Genomic DNA, 15,616 nt, shown 5'->3' on the forward strand with positions numbered 1-15,616 from the left:
ACGAACCCGCAGCCGACCACCACGGTCACCGGAACTACTCCAGCAGCTCCGCGTAAGACCCCATCGCCAGCGCGATGTCCGCCTGAGCCCAGAACCGGTGATACGTGAACACGGGCGCGGCCCCACCTGCCAGATAGCTCTGGATCTTCGACCACGCCGGGTCGTTCTGGTAGAAGGACCGCAGCGACGCGAACGTCGACGACGAGTTGACCGCGTCGCCGTTCGGCATCTTCCCGCTCCACCCGCTCGGCACGTACACACCGTCGTCGAAGCGGTTGTAGTCGGCCCGCGTCTCCGGCACCGCGATCCCCAGGCTGTCCTGGTAGTTGTTCCACATGCCGTCGAGCAGCGCCTTGGCCGTGGACTTCGCCGTCGCGTCACCGGACCTGGCGGCGTAGTACGTCAGCGTCTTGGCGTACGCGGCGGCGACACCCACGTCGTTCGTGTAGTCGGCGACCGTGACGTGAAGTCCGCTGTTGGAGCCCGGACTCGACGCGTTCCAGGTGTCGGGCTGCCCCGACCACTGGAGTGTCGACGGGATCAGGTACGTGCCGTCCGGGTTGATCGTGGTCTTGGACAGCGCCCACGCCACCCACTTGTCGAGGATCGCCTTCGCCGAGGCGTTGCCGGTCTGCTGGTAGTACTCGGCGACCCGCTCCATCGACCAGGCCTGGAAGCCGAACCACTGGTTGGACGGCGGGTCGTGGTAGACCGGCTCCCAGTCGTAGTACATGCCGTAGAACGTCGACGTACCGGACGGCGGGCTCGCGTACCGCCCCTGCCAGCTGTTGGTCGCACCGCCCGCGATGGCGCCCTCGGACGACTGCAGCCAGCGGTAGAACTCCAGCTGCCGGGTCAGGGACGTACCCCAATCGGAGGCCCCGGTCGCGGACTTGGGCTTCAGGTCGGCGTACGAGCTGAGCGCGTAGGCGGCCAGCGGGTTCTGGTAGCCGCCGTGCACATGGCTGGACCCGATCCGCCACGCCCATCCGGCACTGCTGTCGGTCGCCCCGCCCCACGCGTAGTACCAGGAGAGCAGGTAGTCCGAGGCGTCCTTGCCGGTGCCGGCCGCGCAGGTCGTCGGGCCGACACAGTTGCCGATCTTCTTGAAGTACTTGTCGTACATGGCGTAGCGCAGGTAGTCGCCCATCTTCGCCGCCTTGCCGACGGTGGCGGAGACGTCGGCGCCCTTGCCCTGCTCCTTGGCCCACACGTCCGCCCAGTACGCGGCCTGCACCGCACGCGCGTCGGCGTCCGGGGCGTCCGTGTACTTCCACTGCTTGGCGTAGGACGAGTCGCCGGTGAAGAGGTCCAGGTACCCGTTCGTGCCGCCGTACTTGAAGGCGTCGCAGGTCGGCTGCGGAACCGTCTCCCACACCGATTCCTGCGGCCCGCGCTGGAAGGTGTTGATGTACGACGGCCCGTCGGCCGTCGGGCCCGCCTCGCAGCCGCCGCCCGGGGTGTCGCCGTAGCCGTAGACGTTGTCGACGTCCTCCAGCCAGTGCATGCCGTAGACGTCGTCCGTACCGTATGCCGTCTTCAACTCACCGGCGATGGGGTCCGATCCCACCGGCACCGAGGTGTCCAGCTTCGCCGGGTACTCGTTCGGGGTGTCCTGCTCCGGCGCGTACGTGGCCGGTTTGGACGCGTTGTAGAAGGAGTTGGTCGGCTGGTCGGCGTGGGTCGGGATCATGTACTTCTCCATGAGGGCCCACGCGCCGTTGAACTTGGACCAGTCACCGGTGACCTTGCCGTACATGGCCTGCAGCCACAGCAGGTAGCTGTACGCCTCCGACGTGGTCTCGTGACCCTGGTCGGGAGCCTCGACGATCAGCGTCTCGACCGAGTGGTAGGGGATGCCCTCGGGGGAGAAGTAGCCGTTCGCCGGGTTGGTGATCCTCCCGTACAGGTCCAGGAAGCGTGCGTCGTACGCGTTCGACGCGGCCAGTTCGGTCACGGTGACCGTGGCGCCGGTGTAGCCGGTCGCCGAGGCCGTGAAGGTCGCGGTGCCGGTGCCGGCGGAGTCCGCGGCGACCGTCACGTTCTGCGCGGTGCTCCAGTTGGACGGCGTGAACGTGAGCGACGATCCGGCGCTCACCGACAGCCCGGTGTTGCCGGCCGTGCGGGCCACCGACACCGTCACGTTGGCGCTCGGCTGCTTCGACAGACTCACGCCGAACCTGCCCGTCGCGCCCTGCTGGATCCCCAGCTGGGCCGGCGAGGCCACGACCGCGGGGCCCGCGGCGACCGTGATGCCGACCGGCGTGGAGGACGCGGACGCGCCCAGGCTGTCGTACGCCTTCGCCACCAGCGAATGACTGCCCACGGCCAAACTTGAGACCGGGAGCGAGTAGGGCGACGACGTGTCGGTCCCCAGCAGCGTGGTGTCGTCGTAGAACTCGATCTTGCTGATCGTCGCCCCGTCGGCCGCCGCCGCGGTCGCCGCCAGCGGGACCGCGTCGCCCTGCGTGTAGACCGCGCCCGCGCTCGGGCTGGTCAGCACGGTGATGGGCGGCTGGTGGGCGCCGGTGCAGGTCGTACCGTTGATCGCGAAGCTCGCCGGGGCCGCGTTGCTGCCCGTGTACGAGAACTGGGCGCCCGTCGACACCGCCGCGCCCGCCGCGATGGTGCCGTTGTACGACGCGTTCTGCACGGTCACCGAGGTGCCGGACTGGGACCAGGTGCCGTTCCAGCCGCTGACCAGTTTCTGGTTGCCCGTGTACGCGTAGGTCAGGGTCCAGCCGCTGATGGCGTTGGTGCCGCGGTTGGTGAGGGTGAGGTCGGCGGTGAAGCCGGTGCCCCAGTCGTTGGTCTTGTAGTCCACGCTGCACTGGACCGTCGCCGCCTGGGCGGGAGTCGTGCCGGTCGCGAGCATCGACACGGGCAGGGCCAGGGCCGCGACGACGGCCGTCCACAACCGTCGCACGGCTCTGCGCCTCCGCCCGGAGTGCATGGCATATCCGGGTCGCATGTGCTGGTTCCTCCTTGCGCTTGCGGCTCGGGGAGAAGTCAAGGCTTGAACCAGTGGGAGCGCTCCCATAGTGAAGACGTGGCATGGCGCGGTCAAGGCCGTTGAAGAGTCGAAAAGATTCGACGGACGCCACCGCGGAAAAGTCAAGCAACTCCCCTGTTCTTTGCCCGCACTTGGCGCTACCTTCCTTCGCACCAGTGGGAGCGATTCCGTTCAGTCGACGCGTCCGTCACGACGCGCCCGAGCTGCAAGGAGTCGCTCATGCGACACCCCCCGCGTTCAGTTCTTTTAGCCGTCGCCGGTGCGGGCGCCCTCGTCGGGTCCGCACTGGTGCCGGTCGTGTCGGCGTCCGGGGCGACGCCGGCCTGCACGGTGCAGTACGCGGTCACCAGCCAGTGGGACACCGGCTTCCAGGGCTCCGTGACCATCACCAACAACATGGCCGCGATGACCGGTTGGAGCCTCGGCTTCGACTTCGCGAACGGCCAGAAGGTCACCCAGGGCTGGAGCGCCAAGTGGTCCCAGTCCGGTACGACGGTCACCGCGGCCAACGAGAGCTGGAACGGCTCCCTCGCCACCGGCGCCAGCGTCAGCGCCGGGTTCCTCGGCTCCTGGTCGGGGAGCAACACCGTACCGACGGCGTTCCGGCTCAACGGCACGACGTGCAACGTCGATACGCAGCCCACGCCCACGCCCACTCCGACGCCCACGCCGACCGAGCCGCCGGCCGGCGGGACCGCGCCGGCCCTGCACGTCTCCGGCACCAGGCTCGTGGACGCGGGCGGCACGACCCGTCGCCTGCTCGGCGTGAACCGCTCCGGCGGCGAGTTCATGTGCGTCCAGGGCTACGGCATCTGGGACGGCCCGGTCGGCGACGCGGCCATCAAGGCGATCGCCGACTGGAAGGCCGACGCGATCCGCATCCCGCTCAACGAGGAGTGCTGGCTCGGCCTGTCCAACATCAAGCCCGAGTACGCGGGCGCCAACTACATCAACGCGGTGAAGGAACTGGTGGCCCGCGTCGAGTCGTACGGCCTGACCCCGATCCTCGAACTCCACTGGTCCTACGGCCAGTACACCGGCAACTCGGCCGGCTGCTCCGACGTGCACGCCACCTGCCAGAAGCCGATGCCGGACGCGCAGTACAGCCCGTCCTTCTGGTCCTCGGTGGCCGGCACCTTCAAGGACGACCAGGCGGCCGTCTTCGACCTGTTCAACGAGCCCTACCCGGACCGGGCGACCTCGACCCTGACCCAGGCCTGGCAGTGCTGGCGGGACGGTGGCACCTGCCCGGGGATCGGCTATGAGGTCGCCGGCATGCAGGATCTGGTCGACAGCATCCGGGGCGCCGGTGCCAGGAACGTCATCATGGCCGGCGGGCTCGCGTACTCCAACGACCTCGGCCAGTGGCTGACGTACCGGCCCACCGACCCGGCCGGCAATCTCGTCGCCGCCTACCACGTCTACAACTTCAACACCTGCGCCAGTGAGAGCTGCTGGAACTCCACCCTCGCCCCGGTCGCGGCCCAGGTGCCGCTGGTCGCCGGGGAGATCGGCGAGAACACCTGCTCGCACGGGTTCGTCGACCAGGTCATGAAGTGGTTCGACGACCGCGGCCTCTCCTACCTGGGCTGGACCTGGAACACCTGGGACTGCTCGTCCGGCCCGTCCCTGATCTCCGACTACAGCGGTACGCCCACGGCGTACGGCGTCGGACTGCGCGACCACCTCAAGGCCGTCAACCCGTAAGCACGCCCACCGAAGAGGCACGTCCACGGAAGAAGCACGCCCACCGAGGAAGAAGGAACCCGCACTCATGAGTCGTACCAGAACAGCGGTGTTCGCCGCCCTGGCGCTCGTCGCCGGGGTATCGGGTCCGGCGGTCGCCGCGGCCCCCTCCGCCCAGGCGGCGATCTCCGCGATTCCCTGCACCGTCGACTACAAGATCCAGAACGACTGGGGAGCCGGCTTCACCGCCGCCGTCACCGTCACCAACAACTCGGCGGCGAAGTCGAGTTGGTCGGTGAAGTGGTCGTACGCCGGGAACCAGCAGGTGACCAGCTACTGGAACACCAAGCTCACCCAGAGCGGCACCGCCGTCACCGCCAACAACGAGACCTACAACGGCACGCTGGCGACGGGCGGTTCGGTCAGCTTCGGCTTCAACGGGTCCTACAGCGGCACGAACGCGATCCCGACCGCCTTCACCCTCGACGGCGTCACCTGCAACGTCGACGACGGCAGCGGCGGGGGAGGAGGCGGCGGCAACGGGGGCGGCTCCGGGACCCGCGTCGACAACCCCTACTCCGGCGCCAAGGTGTACGTGAACCCGGAGTGGTCCGCGAAGGCCGCCGCCGAACCGGGCGGTACCCGCGTCTCCAACCAGCCCACCGGCGTCTGGCTCGACCGCATCGCCGCGATCAACGGCACCAGCACCAGCATGGGTCTGCGCGCCCACCTCGACGCGGCGCTCGCCCAGAAGGGCAGCGGCGAGGAAGTCGTCCAGCTGGTCGTCTACGACCTGCCCGGACGCGACTGCGCGGCCCTCGCCTCGAACGGCGAACTCGGTCCGACGGAGATCGACAAGTACAAGACGCAGTTCATCGACCCGATCGCGGCGATCCTCTCCGACAGCAAGTACGCCTCGCTGCGGATCGTCACCACCATCGAGATCGACTCGCTGCCCAACCTGGTCACCAACACCGGCAGCCGGGCCACCGCCACCGCCAACTGCAACACCATGCTGGCCAACGGCAACTACGTGAAGGGCGTCGGCTACGCCCTCGCCAAGCTCGGCGCGATCCCCAACGTCTACAACTACCTCGACGCCGGCCACCACGGCTGGATCGGCTGGGACGACAACTTCGCCCCCGCCGCCCAGCTCTTCTACCAGGCCGCCAACGCCGAGGGCGCGACGGTCGCCGATGTCCAGGGCTTCATCACCAACACGGCCAACTACAGCGCCCTGAAGGAGAACAACTTCACCGTCAACGACACGGTGAACGGCACCTCCGTCCGCCAGTCCAAGTGGGTCGACTGGAACCGCTACGTCGACGAGCTGTCCTTCGCCCAGGCCTTCCGCACCCAGCTGGTCTCGGTCGGCTTCGACTCCGGCATCGGCATGCTGATCGACACCTCCCGCAACGGCTGGGGCGGCAGCGCACGGCCGACCGGCCCCGGCGCGACGACCAGCGTGGACACCTACGTCGACGGCGGCCGCTACGACCGCCGGATCCACGTCGGCAACTGGTGCAACCAGGCGGGAGCCGGCCTCGGCGAGCGCCCGCAGGCCAGCCCGGCCGCCGGGATCGACGCCTACGTCTGGATGAAGCCGCCGGGCGAGTCCGACGGCTCCAGCACCGCCATCCCGAACGACGAGGGCAAGGGCTTCGACCAGATGTGCGACCCGACGTACACGGGCAACGTGCGCAACGGCAACAACATGTCCGGCGCCCTGCCGAACGCGCCGCTGTCCGGGCACTGGTTCTCCGCGCAGTTCCAGCAGCTGATGGCCAACGCGTACCCGCCGCTGTCGTGATGATCGGCTGAGCTGAGCTCGACGCTGCGGGCCGTGTGCGGCTGGTCGCGCCCACGCGGCGGAGCCGCTTGGTGAAACACCCCCGCGCCCCTGAGGGGCGCGGGGGTCAGCCCGTGTGGGACAGGCCCCGGCGGATCGCCTGCTCGACCGCCGAGTAGTCGCCGTCGGGGCGGTCCAGCTCGTAGGGGACGGCCGGCATCAACGGCGGCTGCGCCATGAAGCGGGGGCGGGTGCCGTGGTGGGGCTGGGCCGCGTGCACCAGGAAGGGGTGGCAGAGGTAGACGTCGCCGGGGCGTCCGGTGGCGTACGCGAGGGGGCGGTGCGCGGAGGCCTCGACGACCTCCGGGGCGATCTCCAGCATCGAGACGCCCTCCTCGCCGTACGGCTCCAGGACCGCCGGGACGTCGAGGTGCGAGCCGACGCGGATCCGGGTGGGCGCATCCTCCCCGGTCACCTCGGAGAAGAGGAACAGCATCAGCAGCGCGCGGTCGCGGGACCGCAGGTTCGTGTAGGACCAGCGGGTCTCGACGCCGTCCGGGAGGTAGCTGCCTTCTATGTGCCAACCGGCGTCGTCGGGCTCGTCCGGGTGCGGGAACCGCAGCGGAAAACTCCCCAGCGAATACCGGGGGACCCAGCGGTCCTCGCCCACCAGCAGGTCGAACGCCGCATGCAGTTCGGGGGAGTTGGCGGCGGCCGCGAACGGGCCCTGCGCCATGCCGCCCACCCACACCACCGGGTCCTTCCAGGTGCCCGGATCCTCCGGGTCGTACCCCGTCTCCCGCCACAGCAGCCGGGCGCAGTGCTCGGCGACGCGCGGCGGGAACGCGCCCTCGATCTTCACGAAACCGTCGGTCAGGAAGCGTGTCACCAGCTCGTCGTCCACCGGGTCATGGTGGACCGTCCGGCTTGCCGTCTGCATCCGGTTTTTTGCCGCACCGGCAACAGGACTGGCCTCCGGGCGGTGCGCCGTCGCACTCTGACGGCACCCGGACGAGAGGCTGATCCCATGGCGCACGACCACCACCACGACCACAAGAGCACCCACGCCCACCCGCACTCCCACGCGAACACCGACATCGACTGGGCCGACATGGCCGATCATCTGGAGTCGCAGGCGGAGCTCTTCGCGCCCCTGTACGAGAGCGCGCTGGGCTGGCTCGGCAAGGAGGTCACCGAGCCGGGGCTGATCGTCGACCTCGGCAGCGGGCCGGGGGTGGTGTCGTGTCTGTTCGCCGAGGTGTTCCCGGGCGCGCGGGTGCTGGCCGTGGACGGCAGCGAGCCGCTCCTCGACCGGGCCAGGGCCCGCGCCGGGCGGCAGGGGGTCGGTGACCGGTTCGGCGTCCTCGCGGGCGAACTCCCGGGCGTGCTCTCCGAGTTGGACTACCCGGCGGATCTGCTCTGGGCCGGGCACAGCCTGCACCATCTCGGCGACCAGCGGGCCGCGCTCAGCGCCTTCGCCGAGCGGCTGGCGCCCGGCGGCACGCTGGCCGTCCTCGAAGGGGGCCTGCCCAGCCGCTTCCTGCCCCGCGACATCGGCATCGGCCGCCCCGGGCTCCAGGCCCGGCTGGACGCGCGGCAGGAGGAGTGGTTCGCGCAGATGCGCGCCGAACTGCCCGGCTCGGCCGCCGAGACCGAGGACTGGCCGGCGCTGCTCTCCTCGGCCGGCCTCAAGTACGCGCGTACCCGCAGCTTCCTGCTCGACCTGCCCGCGCCCGCCTCCGACCGGGCCCGCGCCTACGCCGTCGAGATCTTCTCCCGCTTCCGGGACACCCTCACCGACGACCTCGACGCCGACGACCGCGCCACCCTGGACCGCCTCCTCGACCCGGCCGACCCGGCCGGCCTGCACCGCAGGTCCGACCTGTTCGTGCTCGGCGTCCGGACGCTGCACACGGCGGTACGGCCCGCCTGAGCGCGACACCGGAGGTGCCCCAGCGGCCCGGTACCGCACGGTACCGGGCCGCCCGCCCTCCCCGGGCCGGTGGTGGCGCGCAGGCGCCTCGGGGGCTAGTTGTTGGCGAGGAACTGCTTGGCGAGCTGGTCGCCGAGGGTCACCGCCGCGCTGTGGCTCTCTATGGGGGACACCTTGGAGTTCTTGAAGAGGATGTAGGTCACGCCGGAGTCGGCGCCGCCGGTCGCCGGGTCGGGGTCGATGCCGAGCGCCTTGGCGGTGGCGTACGAGGCCTCGCCGATGATCTTCGTGGGGCCGGTGTCGCCGACCACCGCGTACTCGACCTTGTTGTTGTAGATCACGGCGACCACACCGCCGCCCTTGATGCCGGCACCGGAGTAGTTCCAGATGCTGCTGGAGCTGGGGACCACGATGTACGGCAGCGACTCGGCCTTGAGCGGCTTGCCGTCGGACTGGTGGAACGCGGTGTCGTCCTGGTACCAGGGGTCGCGGTCCTCGTTGCAGTTGGTGGTGCGCTGCCCGTCGCAGTCGATGTCCATGTCGGCCTTCCAGAAGACCGCGCCGTTCTTGCCGCAGACGGGAATCGTCGCCGACGTCTCGTCGTCGGTCTTGTACTTGCCGCTGGAGATCTGGGAACAGGACGTCACCTTGGCGAGCAGGTCGGCCGCGCTGACCGAGCCCTCCTGGGCGGACTTCGGGACGGCGCCGGACGCGCTCGCGGGCAGCACTCCGGCGGCGAGCAGTGCGGCCCCGGAGGCCGCGGCAAGGGTCAGTGTTCGGATGCGCACTGTGGGGGGTCCCCTTCTGTTAGGAAAGTTTCCTGACCGGGTGTCGTACAAGGTGGACCCGGCTGCATGTCCGCGTCAACCCCTGGATGTCAACTCGGTGATTTCTCGCGCATTGCGGTGATATGGCCCCCGGGGAACACTGGTGGGGCAGGACATTACGGATATTTGCGCAGGAGCCGTGCGGGGGTTCGGCGGTGGCTCCGGTGGCTCCTGGAAGGCGAGGGGTCATGTTCGTACGCACGGTGTACGTCACCGGCGATCCGGCGAAGCTGGAGGCGGCCGTCAGGGCACTGAACAGCGAGGGGCGCGAACTGCTGGAAGAGCGTCCCGAGTACCGGGGCGCGGGCGTCTTCATCGACCGGGAGCTGGGCAAACTGCTCGCGGTGAGCTGGTGGGGCACCGAGGCGGCCCGGCGCAACAGCGACCAGGTCATGCGCGAGCGGCGCAGGCCGATGCTGGAGCCGTTCGCGGGCACCGTCGCCGTCGAGAACTACGAGGTCGCCGTCTTCCACGCCGTGCAGCCGCCCAGAACGGGCGGCGGGATGCGCTCCACCCGGGTGGAGTTCGACCCCGCCGACACGGACCTGTTCGCCGAGACCTTCCGCTCCTCGGCGCTGCCCCGGCTGGAAGCGCTGCCCGGCTTCGCCCGGTGCTCCCTGTTCGTCGACCGGGAGCGGGGCCGGGGCATGGTGGGCTCGCTCTTCGTCGACCGCGCCTCGATGGCCGCCTCCCGAGCCGGCCAGGCCGCCGCCCGGCGCACGGACGCCGCCAAGGCGCGCGTGACCGTGGTCGGCCTGGAGGAGTTCGAGGTCCTGCACGCGGACGTACGCCCCGACTGACCGGCCCCGCACGGGAGCCGGGGAACGCGAACGGCCGTCCCGCCGTGCGGACGGCGGGACGGCCGGGGCGGACCGGGCTCGCGCCCGGCCCGTGGTGCGGTGGTCGCTCAGCCCACGTCGAAGGTGGCCGGGTCCGGGCCGATGCGCCGGTCCTCGTTGAGCGCGCTGATCGCGGCGAGGTCCTCGGTGTCCAGGCTGAAGTCGAACACCTGGATGTTCTCCTTGATCCGGGACGGGGTCACGGACTTCGGGATCACGACGTTGCCGAGCTGGACGTGCCAGCGCAGCACGACCTGGGCCGGGGTGCGGTTGTGCTTCTGCGCGATCGCGACGATCGCCGGCACCTCCAGGAGGCCCTTGCCCTGACCGAGCGGCGACCAGGCCTCGGTGGCGATGCCCTGCTCGTCGTGGAACTCCCGGGCCGCGTGCTGCTGCAGGTGCGGGTGCAGCTCGATCTGGTTGACCGCCGGGATGACGGAGGTCTCCGCGATCAGCCGCTCCAGGTGCTCCGGAAGGAAGTTGGAGACACCGATCGCCCTGATGCGGCCGTCGGCGTGCAGCTTCTCGAACGCCTTGTAGGAGTCGGTGTACTTGCCCCGGGCCGGCAGCGGCCAGTGGATGAGGTACAGGTCCAGGTAGTCCAGACCCAGCTTCGCCAGCGACGCGTCGAAGGCGCGCAGGGTGGCGTCGTACCCGTGGTCGGCGTTCCAGAGCTTGGTGGTGACGAAGATGTCCTCACGCGGGACGCCGGACGCGGCGATCGCCTTGCCGGTGCCCTCTTCGTTGCCGTAGATCGCCGCTGTGTCGATGCTGCGGTACCCGGCCTCCAGTGCCGTGGCGACAGCCCGCTCGGCCTCGTCGTCCGGCACCTGCCACACGCCGAAGCCCAGCTGGGGCATCTCGACGCCGTTGTTGAGGATTTTCGGGGGGACCTTGCTGCTCACGAGCTCTCGATCCTTAGGTTGTCGACAGGTGGTACTGACATCGTCAACGATCACCGGCCCCGACGCATTCCTGACCGCGGAATCTGCCGGAACTGACCGGTGGGTCAGCAGCCGCGGGCGGAGATTGGCCGGAAATGGATCCGACGTTATGGGTCCGGACCATTGACCCCGGCCCGTTTCTGCCGGGACTCTGGTGCGCATCGTCGGACGTATCGCTGAACCCGGTGCAGGGATGTGAACATCTCTGTGGGTTTTCCGGCGGATCCCTGTGAAAGAGAAACCTCTCTCTGCGCTCTGAGACCCCCCAACCTCAGGAAAGCAGGTACACACCTCATGAACGAGACGACCTCCGCGGACCGTCAGCCGGAACCCGCCGTCCCGCAGACATCGGATGAAAAGGTCTGGCGAAGCCCTGGGTACCAGGTCGTGGAGACCGCCCTGGAAGTGACCGGCTACGCCCTCGGCGACCGCTGATCCGCCCCGGGCGGGCCGCCATGACCGTCACCGCCGTCACCGCCGCCGGCAGCACCACCGCCACCGCCGGCCACGCCGGGACCGCCGCCGGCCCCTGGCCGGTCCCGGAGTTCACCGAACGGCTGCGCGCCGTCACCGCCGACCGCTACCACGACCGCCATCCCTTCAACCAGCGCATGCACCGGGGCGAGTTGACCCCGGCCGAACTGCGCCGCTGGATCACCAACCGCTTCCACTACCAGCGGCACATCCCCGTCAAGGACGCCCTGATCCTGGCCAAACTCGACCGGCCCGAACTTCGCCGTCCATGGCTGCGCCGCATCCGCGACCACGACGGCACCACCGACGGCGAGGGCGGCATCGAGCGCTGGCTGCGCCTCGGCGAGGCGGCCGGCATCCCCCGCGCACAGCTGTGGGACACCTCCCGGGTGCTGCCCGGGGTGCGCTTCGCGGTCGAGGGGTACGTCACCTTCTGCCGCCTGCGCCCCGCCCTGGACGCGGTCGCCGCCTCCCTCACCGAACTGTCCGCACCCGGCCTGATGCGCACCCGCATCACCGCCTTCGAACGCCACTACCCGTGGATCGACCCGGCGGGCCTCGCCTACTTCCGCACCCGCGTCGACCAGGGCGCCCGGGACGGCGCGGAGGCTCTCGAACTGGTCCTGTCCTGGGCCCGCACCCGCGAGGAGCAGCACCGGGCCGTCGCCGCGCTCGCCTACAAGTGCGAGGTGCTCTGGGCGCTGCTCGACGCCGTGGACCGTGGCGACACCGGTGGCCGGGACGGCGCCCCGGACGGAGGCGGGCCATGACCTGGCGGCCAGTCCTCGCCCGCACGGTCGTCCTCCGGTACGACCGGGTCCGCGGCACCGACCTGTTGCTGCTGCCCGAGCGGGTCGTCGTGCTGCATGGCAGGGCGGGCGGCGTGCTCCGGCTGTGCGACGGCCGCCGGGCCGTGCCCGAGATCGTCGCCGAACTCGCCGAGGCGTTCCCGGGCGCCCCGGTCGCGGCCGAGGTCCCGGAGTTCCTGACCGCGCTGCGCAAGGAGGGGTGGCTGCGATGACCACCGCGGGACCGGCTCCGCCGGGCGACGTCGCGCCGCCCTGGGCGCTGCTCGCCGAGCTCACCCACGCCTGCCCGCTGCGCTGCGGGTATTGCTCGAACCCGGTCCGACTGATCGGTCGGTCAGCGGAACTGGCCACCGGACAGTGGGCGGAGGTGTTCCGGCAGGCCGGTGAGCTGGGCGTCGTCCAGACCCATCTGTCCGGCGGCGAACCGCTGCTCAGACGCGATCTGACCGAGCTGGTCGCCGCCGCCGACGCCGCGGGCCTGCACACCCAGCTCGTCACCAGCGGGGTCGGGCTGAGCGAGCGGCGACTGGCCGAACTGGTCGGCGCCGGGCTGCGCGGGGTGCAGCTGTCCGTGCAGCACGCGGAGCCGACGGCCGCCGAACGCATCGCGGGCGCCCGTTCGTTCGCCGCAAAGGAGCGGGCGGCCCGGCTGATCCGGGCGGCGGGCCTGCCCTTCGGGCTGAACGTCGTCCTGCACCGGGGCAACCTGGACGCCGTCGGGGACCTGATCGCGCTCGGCGTGGCCTGGGGCGCGGACCGGATCGAGCTGGCCAACACCCAGTACCACGGCTGGGCGGCCCGCAACCGCGCCGCACTGCTGCCGGAGCCCGGCCAGGTCGAGCGGGCCCGCGAGACGGTGCTGCACTGGCGACGGCGGCTGGACGAACCGGAGCTGGTCTGGGTCGCCCCCGACCTCCTCACCGGCACGGCGAAACCCTGCATGGGCGGCTGGGGCCGGATCTCGCTCACCGTCACCCCCGACGGCACCGTCCTGCCCTGCCCGGCCGCAGGCAGCCTGCCCGGCCTCGACCCGCCCAACGTCAGGGACCGCCGACTCGCCTGGATCTGGCGGGAGTCGACGGCCTTCAACGCCTACCGCGGCGAGTCGTGGATGCGCGAGCCCTGCCGCGGCTGCGCCCTGCGCACCACCGACTTCGGCGGCTGCCGCTGCCAGGCGTACGCGCTCACCGGAGACGCCCGCAACGCCGACCCGGCCTGCCGCCACGCCCCCGACCACCACCTCGTACCCCTGCGGCGGACCTCGGCCGCCGCCGTCCCCAGAGAAGCTCCAGCAGAAGGAGGACCATGAAACGCCTGCGAGTCGCCCTCGCGGCCGTCGCCCTCACCACCGCCACCCTGGCCGCGCTCCCCGCGGCCCTGCCCCCGCCCGCCGCCGCCCTCGCCGCGGCCGCCCCGGACACCGCCCTCGCCAGGCCGGCCGCCGCCACCGACTGGTCCACCGCGGTCGTCGACTCCACCATGGCCCGCTACACCCCGAGCACCATCGGCGGCTGGTCCTACCCGGTCGGCCTCTACCTCTACGGCCAGTACCTCACCTACCGGCGCACCCACGACGCCCGCTACCTCACCTACATCAGGAACTACGTCGACCGGTTCGTGAAGAGCGACGGCTCGATCGACCAGTCCTTCAACAGCCTGGACAGCATGCAGGCGGGCCGGCTCCTGGTGATCCTGCACCACGAGACGGGCCAGGACCGCTACCGCAAGGCGGCGCAGAAGATCCGCGACCGCCTGAACACCTACCCGCGCACGGGCGACGGCGGCTTCTGGCACGCCGACACCAGCAGCCGCGCCCATCAACTCTGGGCGGACGGCGTCTACATGGTGAACCCGTTCCTCGTCGAGTACGGCAGGGAGTTCGGCGACAGCGCGTACACCGACGACGAGGCGGCGAAACAGCTCGCCGTCTACGGCGGCCACCTCCAGGTCGCGAACGGCCTGCTCAAGCACGCCTACGACGAGTCGAGGACCGCGAGTTGGGCGGACCCGGCGACCGGACTCGCCCCCGAGCACTGGTGCCGGGCCGTCGGCTGGTACGCGATGGCGATCGTCAACGTGCTGGACGCGATCCCGGCGAACCAGTCCCGCCGCCCGCAACTCCTCGACATCTTCCGCAAGCTGGCGGCAGGACTGGAGAAGTACCAGGACCCGGCGACCGGCCGCTGGTTCCAGGTGATCGACAAGGGCGGGCGCGCCGACGACTGGACCGAGACCTCCTGCTCCAGCATGTTCACCTACGCCCTCTCGCGCGGCGCCCAGCAGCACTACCTGGACCCGCACTACGCGGACGTCGCCCGCCGCGGCTACCAGGGCGTGCTCGCCGAGCTGTCGGTCGGCGCCGACGGCCGCACGAACCTCGCCGGCATCTCCGTCGGCACCAACGTCGGCGACTACGCGTACTACGTCGGCCGCACCCGGGCCACCAACGACTTCCACGGCCTCGGGGCCTTCCTGATCATGAACGAGCAACTGCGAGGTGATTCAGTGTCATGAGCACAACATCCAGAAGGGCGGTGCTGGGAGCCGCGCTCGCCGGAGCGGCGGGAGCGGCCGTCGGGCTGCCGGCCACCCCCGCGCACGCGGCGTCCTGGCAGCTCAAGTGGCAGCCGTCGGCGAGCGGCGACGGTCTCGGCGCCTTCGAGACCGTCGAGGACGACCGCGCCGACTCCCACCCCGCCGGACAGCCGCACATCTACGCCACGGGCAACAACTGGCGCTTCAACATGCACACCGTCGACCGCGACACCTCGACCGACCGCCAGCGCCAGGAGGTCACCGGCCTGCGCACGAGTGCCGGCAGCTACCTCAAGTGGAACGAGGGCCAGACCTGGCGGGTGACGTACTCGATGTACATCCCGAGCTCGCTCAAGGCGACCACCACCTTCACGCACATCATGCAGATGAAGCAGCCCGGCACCGGCACCTCGCCGATCGTCGTGCAGTCCCTGCGCCGGGTGAACGGCAAGCAGACCATCGAGCTGCGGCTCGCCATCGACGACATCCTCGTCGGCCGCACCGACCTCGACCCGATGCACGACACCTGGACCGACGTCGACTTCCAGATCAAGGTCGGCAACGGCTCGGCCGGTTCGGTCCGCTGGATCCTCAAGTCCGGCGGCGCCACCGTGATCGACGCCTCCAAGACCGGCGTGGACACCTTCCTGGCCGACCGGGTCCGCCCGAAGTGGGGCATCTACCGCTCCCTCGGCGACACCTCGGGCTCCCTGCAGGACACCTACCTCCTGCTCACCAACCTCCGCGGCTACCAACAGGTGTGAGGA

14 protein-coding genes are annotated in these 15,616 nt (G+C 70.4%); 10 read left to right on the forward strand and 4 right to left on the reverse strand.

The window, feature by feature from the left end; translation table 11 throughout:
- Positions 1–34: 34 nt before the first annotated feature.
- Positions 35–2,953: a glycoside hydrolase family 48 protein gene (locus ACFZB3_RS03050; protein ID WP_391369731.1), complete on the reverse strand. Its 2,919-nt coding sequence runs from the start codon at positions 2,951–2,953 to the stop codon at positions 35–37.
- Between the two features lie 279 nt (positions 2,954–3,232).
- Between ACFZB3_RS03050 and ACFZB3_RS03055 the strand changes: the two genes are divergently transcribed.
- Both ACFZB3_RS03055 and ACFZB3_RS03060 read left to right on the forward strand, forming a co-directional pair.
- Positions 3,233–4,720 carry a cellulose binding domain-containing protein gene (locus ACFZB3_RS03055; protein ID WP_391368691.1) on the forward strand — a complete coding sequence of 496 codons (1,488 nt, stop codon included), beginning with the start codon at positions 3,233–3,235 and terminating at the stop codon, positions 4,718–4,720.
- Positions 4,721–4,787: 67 nt separating this feature from the next.
- Positions 4,788–6,509 (forward strand): glycoside hydrolase family 6 protein, encoded by a 1,722-nt coding sequence (locus tag ACFZB3_RS03060; RefSeq protein WP_391368694.1) that lies wholly within the window; start codon positions 4,788–4,790, stop codon positions 6,507–6,509.
- Between the two features lie 106 nt (positions 6,510–6,615).
- Here the strand turns inward: ACFZB3_RS03060 and ACFZB3_RS03065 are convergent, their stop codons facing one another.
- Positions 6,616–7,428 (reverse strand): phytanoyl-CoA dioxygenase family protein, encoded by an 813-nt coding sequence (locus ACFZB3_RS03065; RefSeq protein ID WP_391368697.1) that lies wholly within the window; start codon positions 7,426–7,428, stop codon positions 6,616–6,618.
- A gap of 87 nt (positions 7,429–7,515) precedes the next feature.
- On the opposite strand from ACFZB3_RS03065, the gene ACFZB3_RS03070 reads away from it, so the two are divergent.
- Complete coding sequence (locus tag ACFZB3_RS03070) at positions 7,516–8,421, forward strand: methyltransferase (protein ID WP_391368700.1); 906 nt, start codon at positions 7,516–7,518, stop codon at positions 8,419–8,421.
- 95 nt (positions 8,422–8,516) lie between these two features.
- Here ACFZB3_RS03070 and ACFZB3_RS03075 read toward each other — a convergent pair whose 3' ends face one another.
- Positions 8,517–9,209 carry a glycoside hydrolase family 75 protein gene (locus ACFZB3_RS03075; protein WP_391368703.1) on the reverse strand — a complete coding sequence of 231 codons (693 nt, stop codon included), beginning with the start codon at positions 9,207–9,209 and terminating at the stop codon, positions 8,517–8,519.
- Positions 9,210–9,436: 227 nt separating this feature from the next.
- On the opposite strand from ACFZB3_RS03075, the gene ACFZB3_RS03080 reads away from it, so the two are divergent.
- Positions 9,437–10,048 carry a hypothetical protein gene (locus ACFZB3_RS03080; RefSeq protein ID WP_391368705.1) on the forward strand — a complete coding sequence of 204 codons (612 nt, stop codon included), beginning with the start codon at positions 9,437–9,439 and terminating at the stop codon, positions 10,046–10,048.
- Positions 10,049–10,155: 107 nt separating this feature from the next.
- On the opposite strand, the gene ACFZB3_RS03085 is transcribed toward ACFZB3_RS03080, so the two are convergent.
- Positions 10,156–10,992 (reverse strand): aldo/keto reductase, encoded by an 837-nt coding sequence (locus tag ACFZB3_RS03085; RefSeq protein ID WP_391368707.1) that lies wholly within the window; start codon positions 10,990–10,992, stop codon positions 10,156–10,158.
- A gap of 333 nt (positions 10,993–11,325) precedes the next feature.
- On the opposite strand from ACFZB3_RS03085, the gene ACFZB3_RS03090 reads away from it, so the two are divergent.
- The 6 genes from ACFZB3_RS03090 to ACFZB3_RS03115 are packed head-to-tail and all read left to right on the forward strand — an operon-like array spanning position 11,326 to position 15,613.
- Positions 11,326–11,466, forward strand: a complete 141-nt coding sequence (locus tag ACFZB3_RS03090; protein WP_391368710.1) for a pyrroloquinoline quinone precursor peptide PqqA — start codon at positions 11,326–11,328, stop codon at positions 11,464–11,466.
- 20 nt (positions 11,467–11,486) lie between these two features.
- Positions 11,487–12,275, forward strand: coding sequence for a pyrroloquinoline-quinone synthase PqqC (gene pqqC, locus ACFZB3_RS03095; protein ID WP_391368713.1), 789 nt, complete (start codon positions 11,487–11,489; stop codon positions 12,273–12,275).
- The gene (pqqD, locus tag ACFZB3_RS03100; RefSeq protein WP_391368716.1) at positions 12,272–12,526 is read left to right on the forward strand and encodes a pyrroloquinoline quinone biosynthesis peptide chaperone PqqD; all 255 of its coding nucleotides are present in this window, start codon (positions 12,272–12,274) and stop codon (positions 12,524–12,526) included. Before pqqC ends, pqqD begins: the two co-directional genes overlap by 4 nt.
- Entirely contained in the window at positions 12,523–13,623 is a 1,101-nt protein-coding gene (gene pqqE, locus ACFZB3_RS03105) for a pyrroloquinoline quinone biosynthesis protein PqqE (protein WP_391368719.1), read from the forward strand. Before pqqD ends, pqqE begins: the two co-directional genes overlap by 4 nt.
- Positions 13,620–14,828: a glycoside hydrolase family 88 protein gene (locus ACFZB3_RS03110; protein WP_391368722.1), complete on the forward strand. Its 1,209-nt coding sequence runs from the start codon at positions 13,620–13,622 to the stop codon at positions 14,826–14,828. The genes pqqE and ACFZB3_RS03110 overlap by 4 nt, the downstream gene beginning before the upstream one ends.
- Positions 14,825–15,613: a heparin lyase I family protein gene (locus ACFZB3_RS03115; RefSeq protein WP_391368725.1), complete on the forward strand. Its 789-nt coding sequence runs from the start codon at positions 14,825–14,827 to the stop codon at positions 15,611–15,613. Before ACFZB3_RS03110 ends, ACFZB3_RS03115 begins: the two co-directional genes overlap by 4 nt.
- The last annotated feature ends 3 nt before the right edge of the window (positions 15,614–15,616 follow it).

Source organism: Streptomyces sp. NPDC008092 (assembly GCF_042957285.1).
GTDB lineage: Bacteria > Actinomycetota > Actinomycetes > Streptomycetales > Streptomycetaceae > Streptomyces.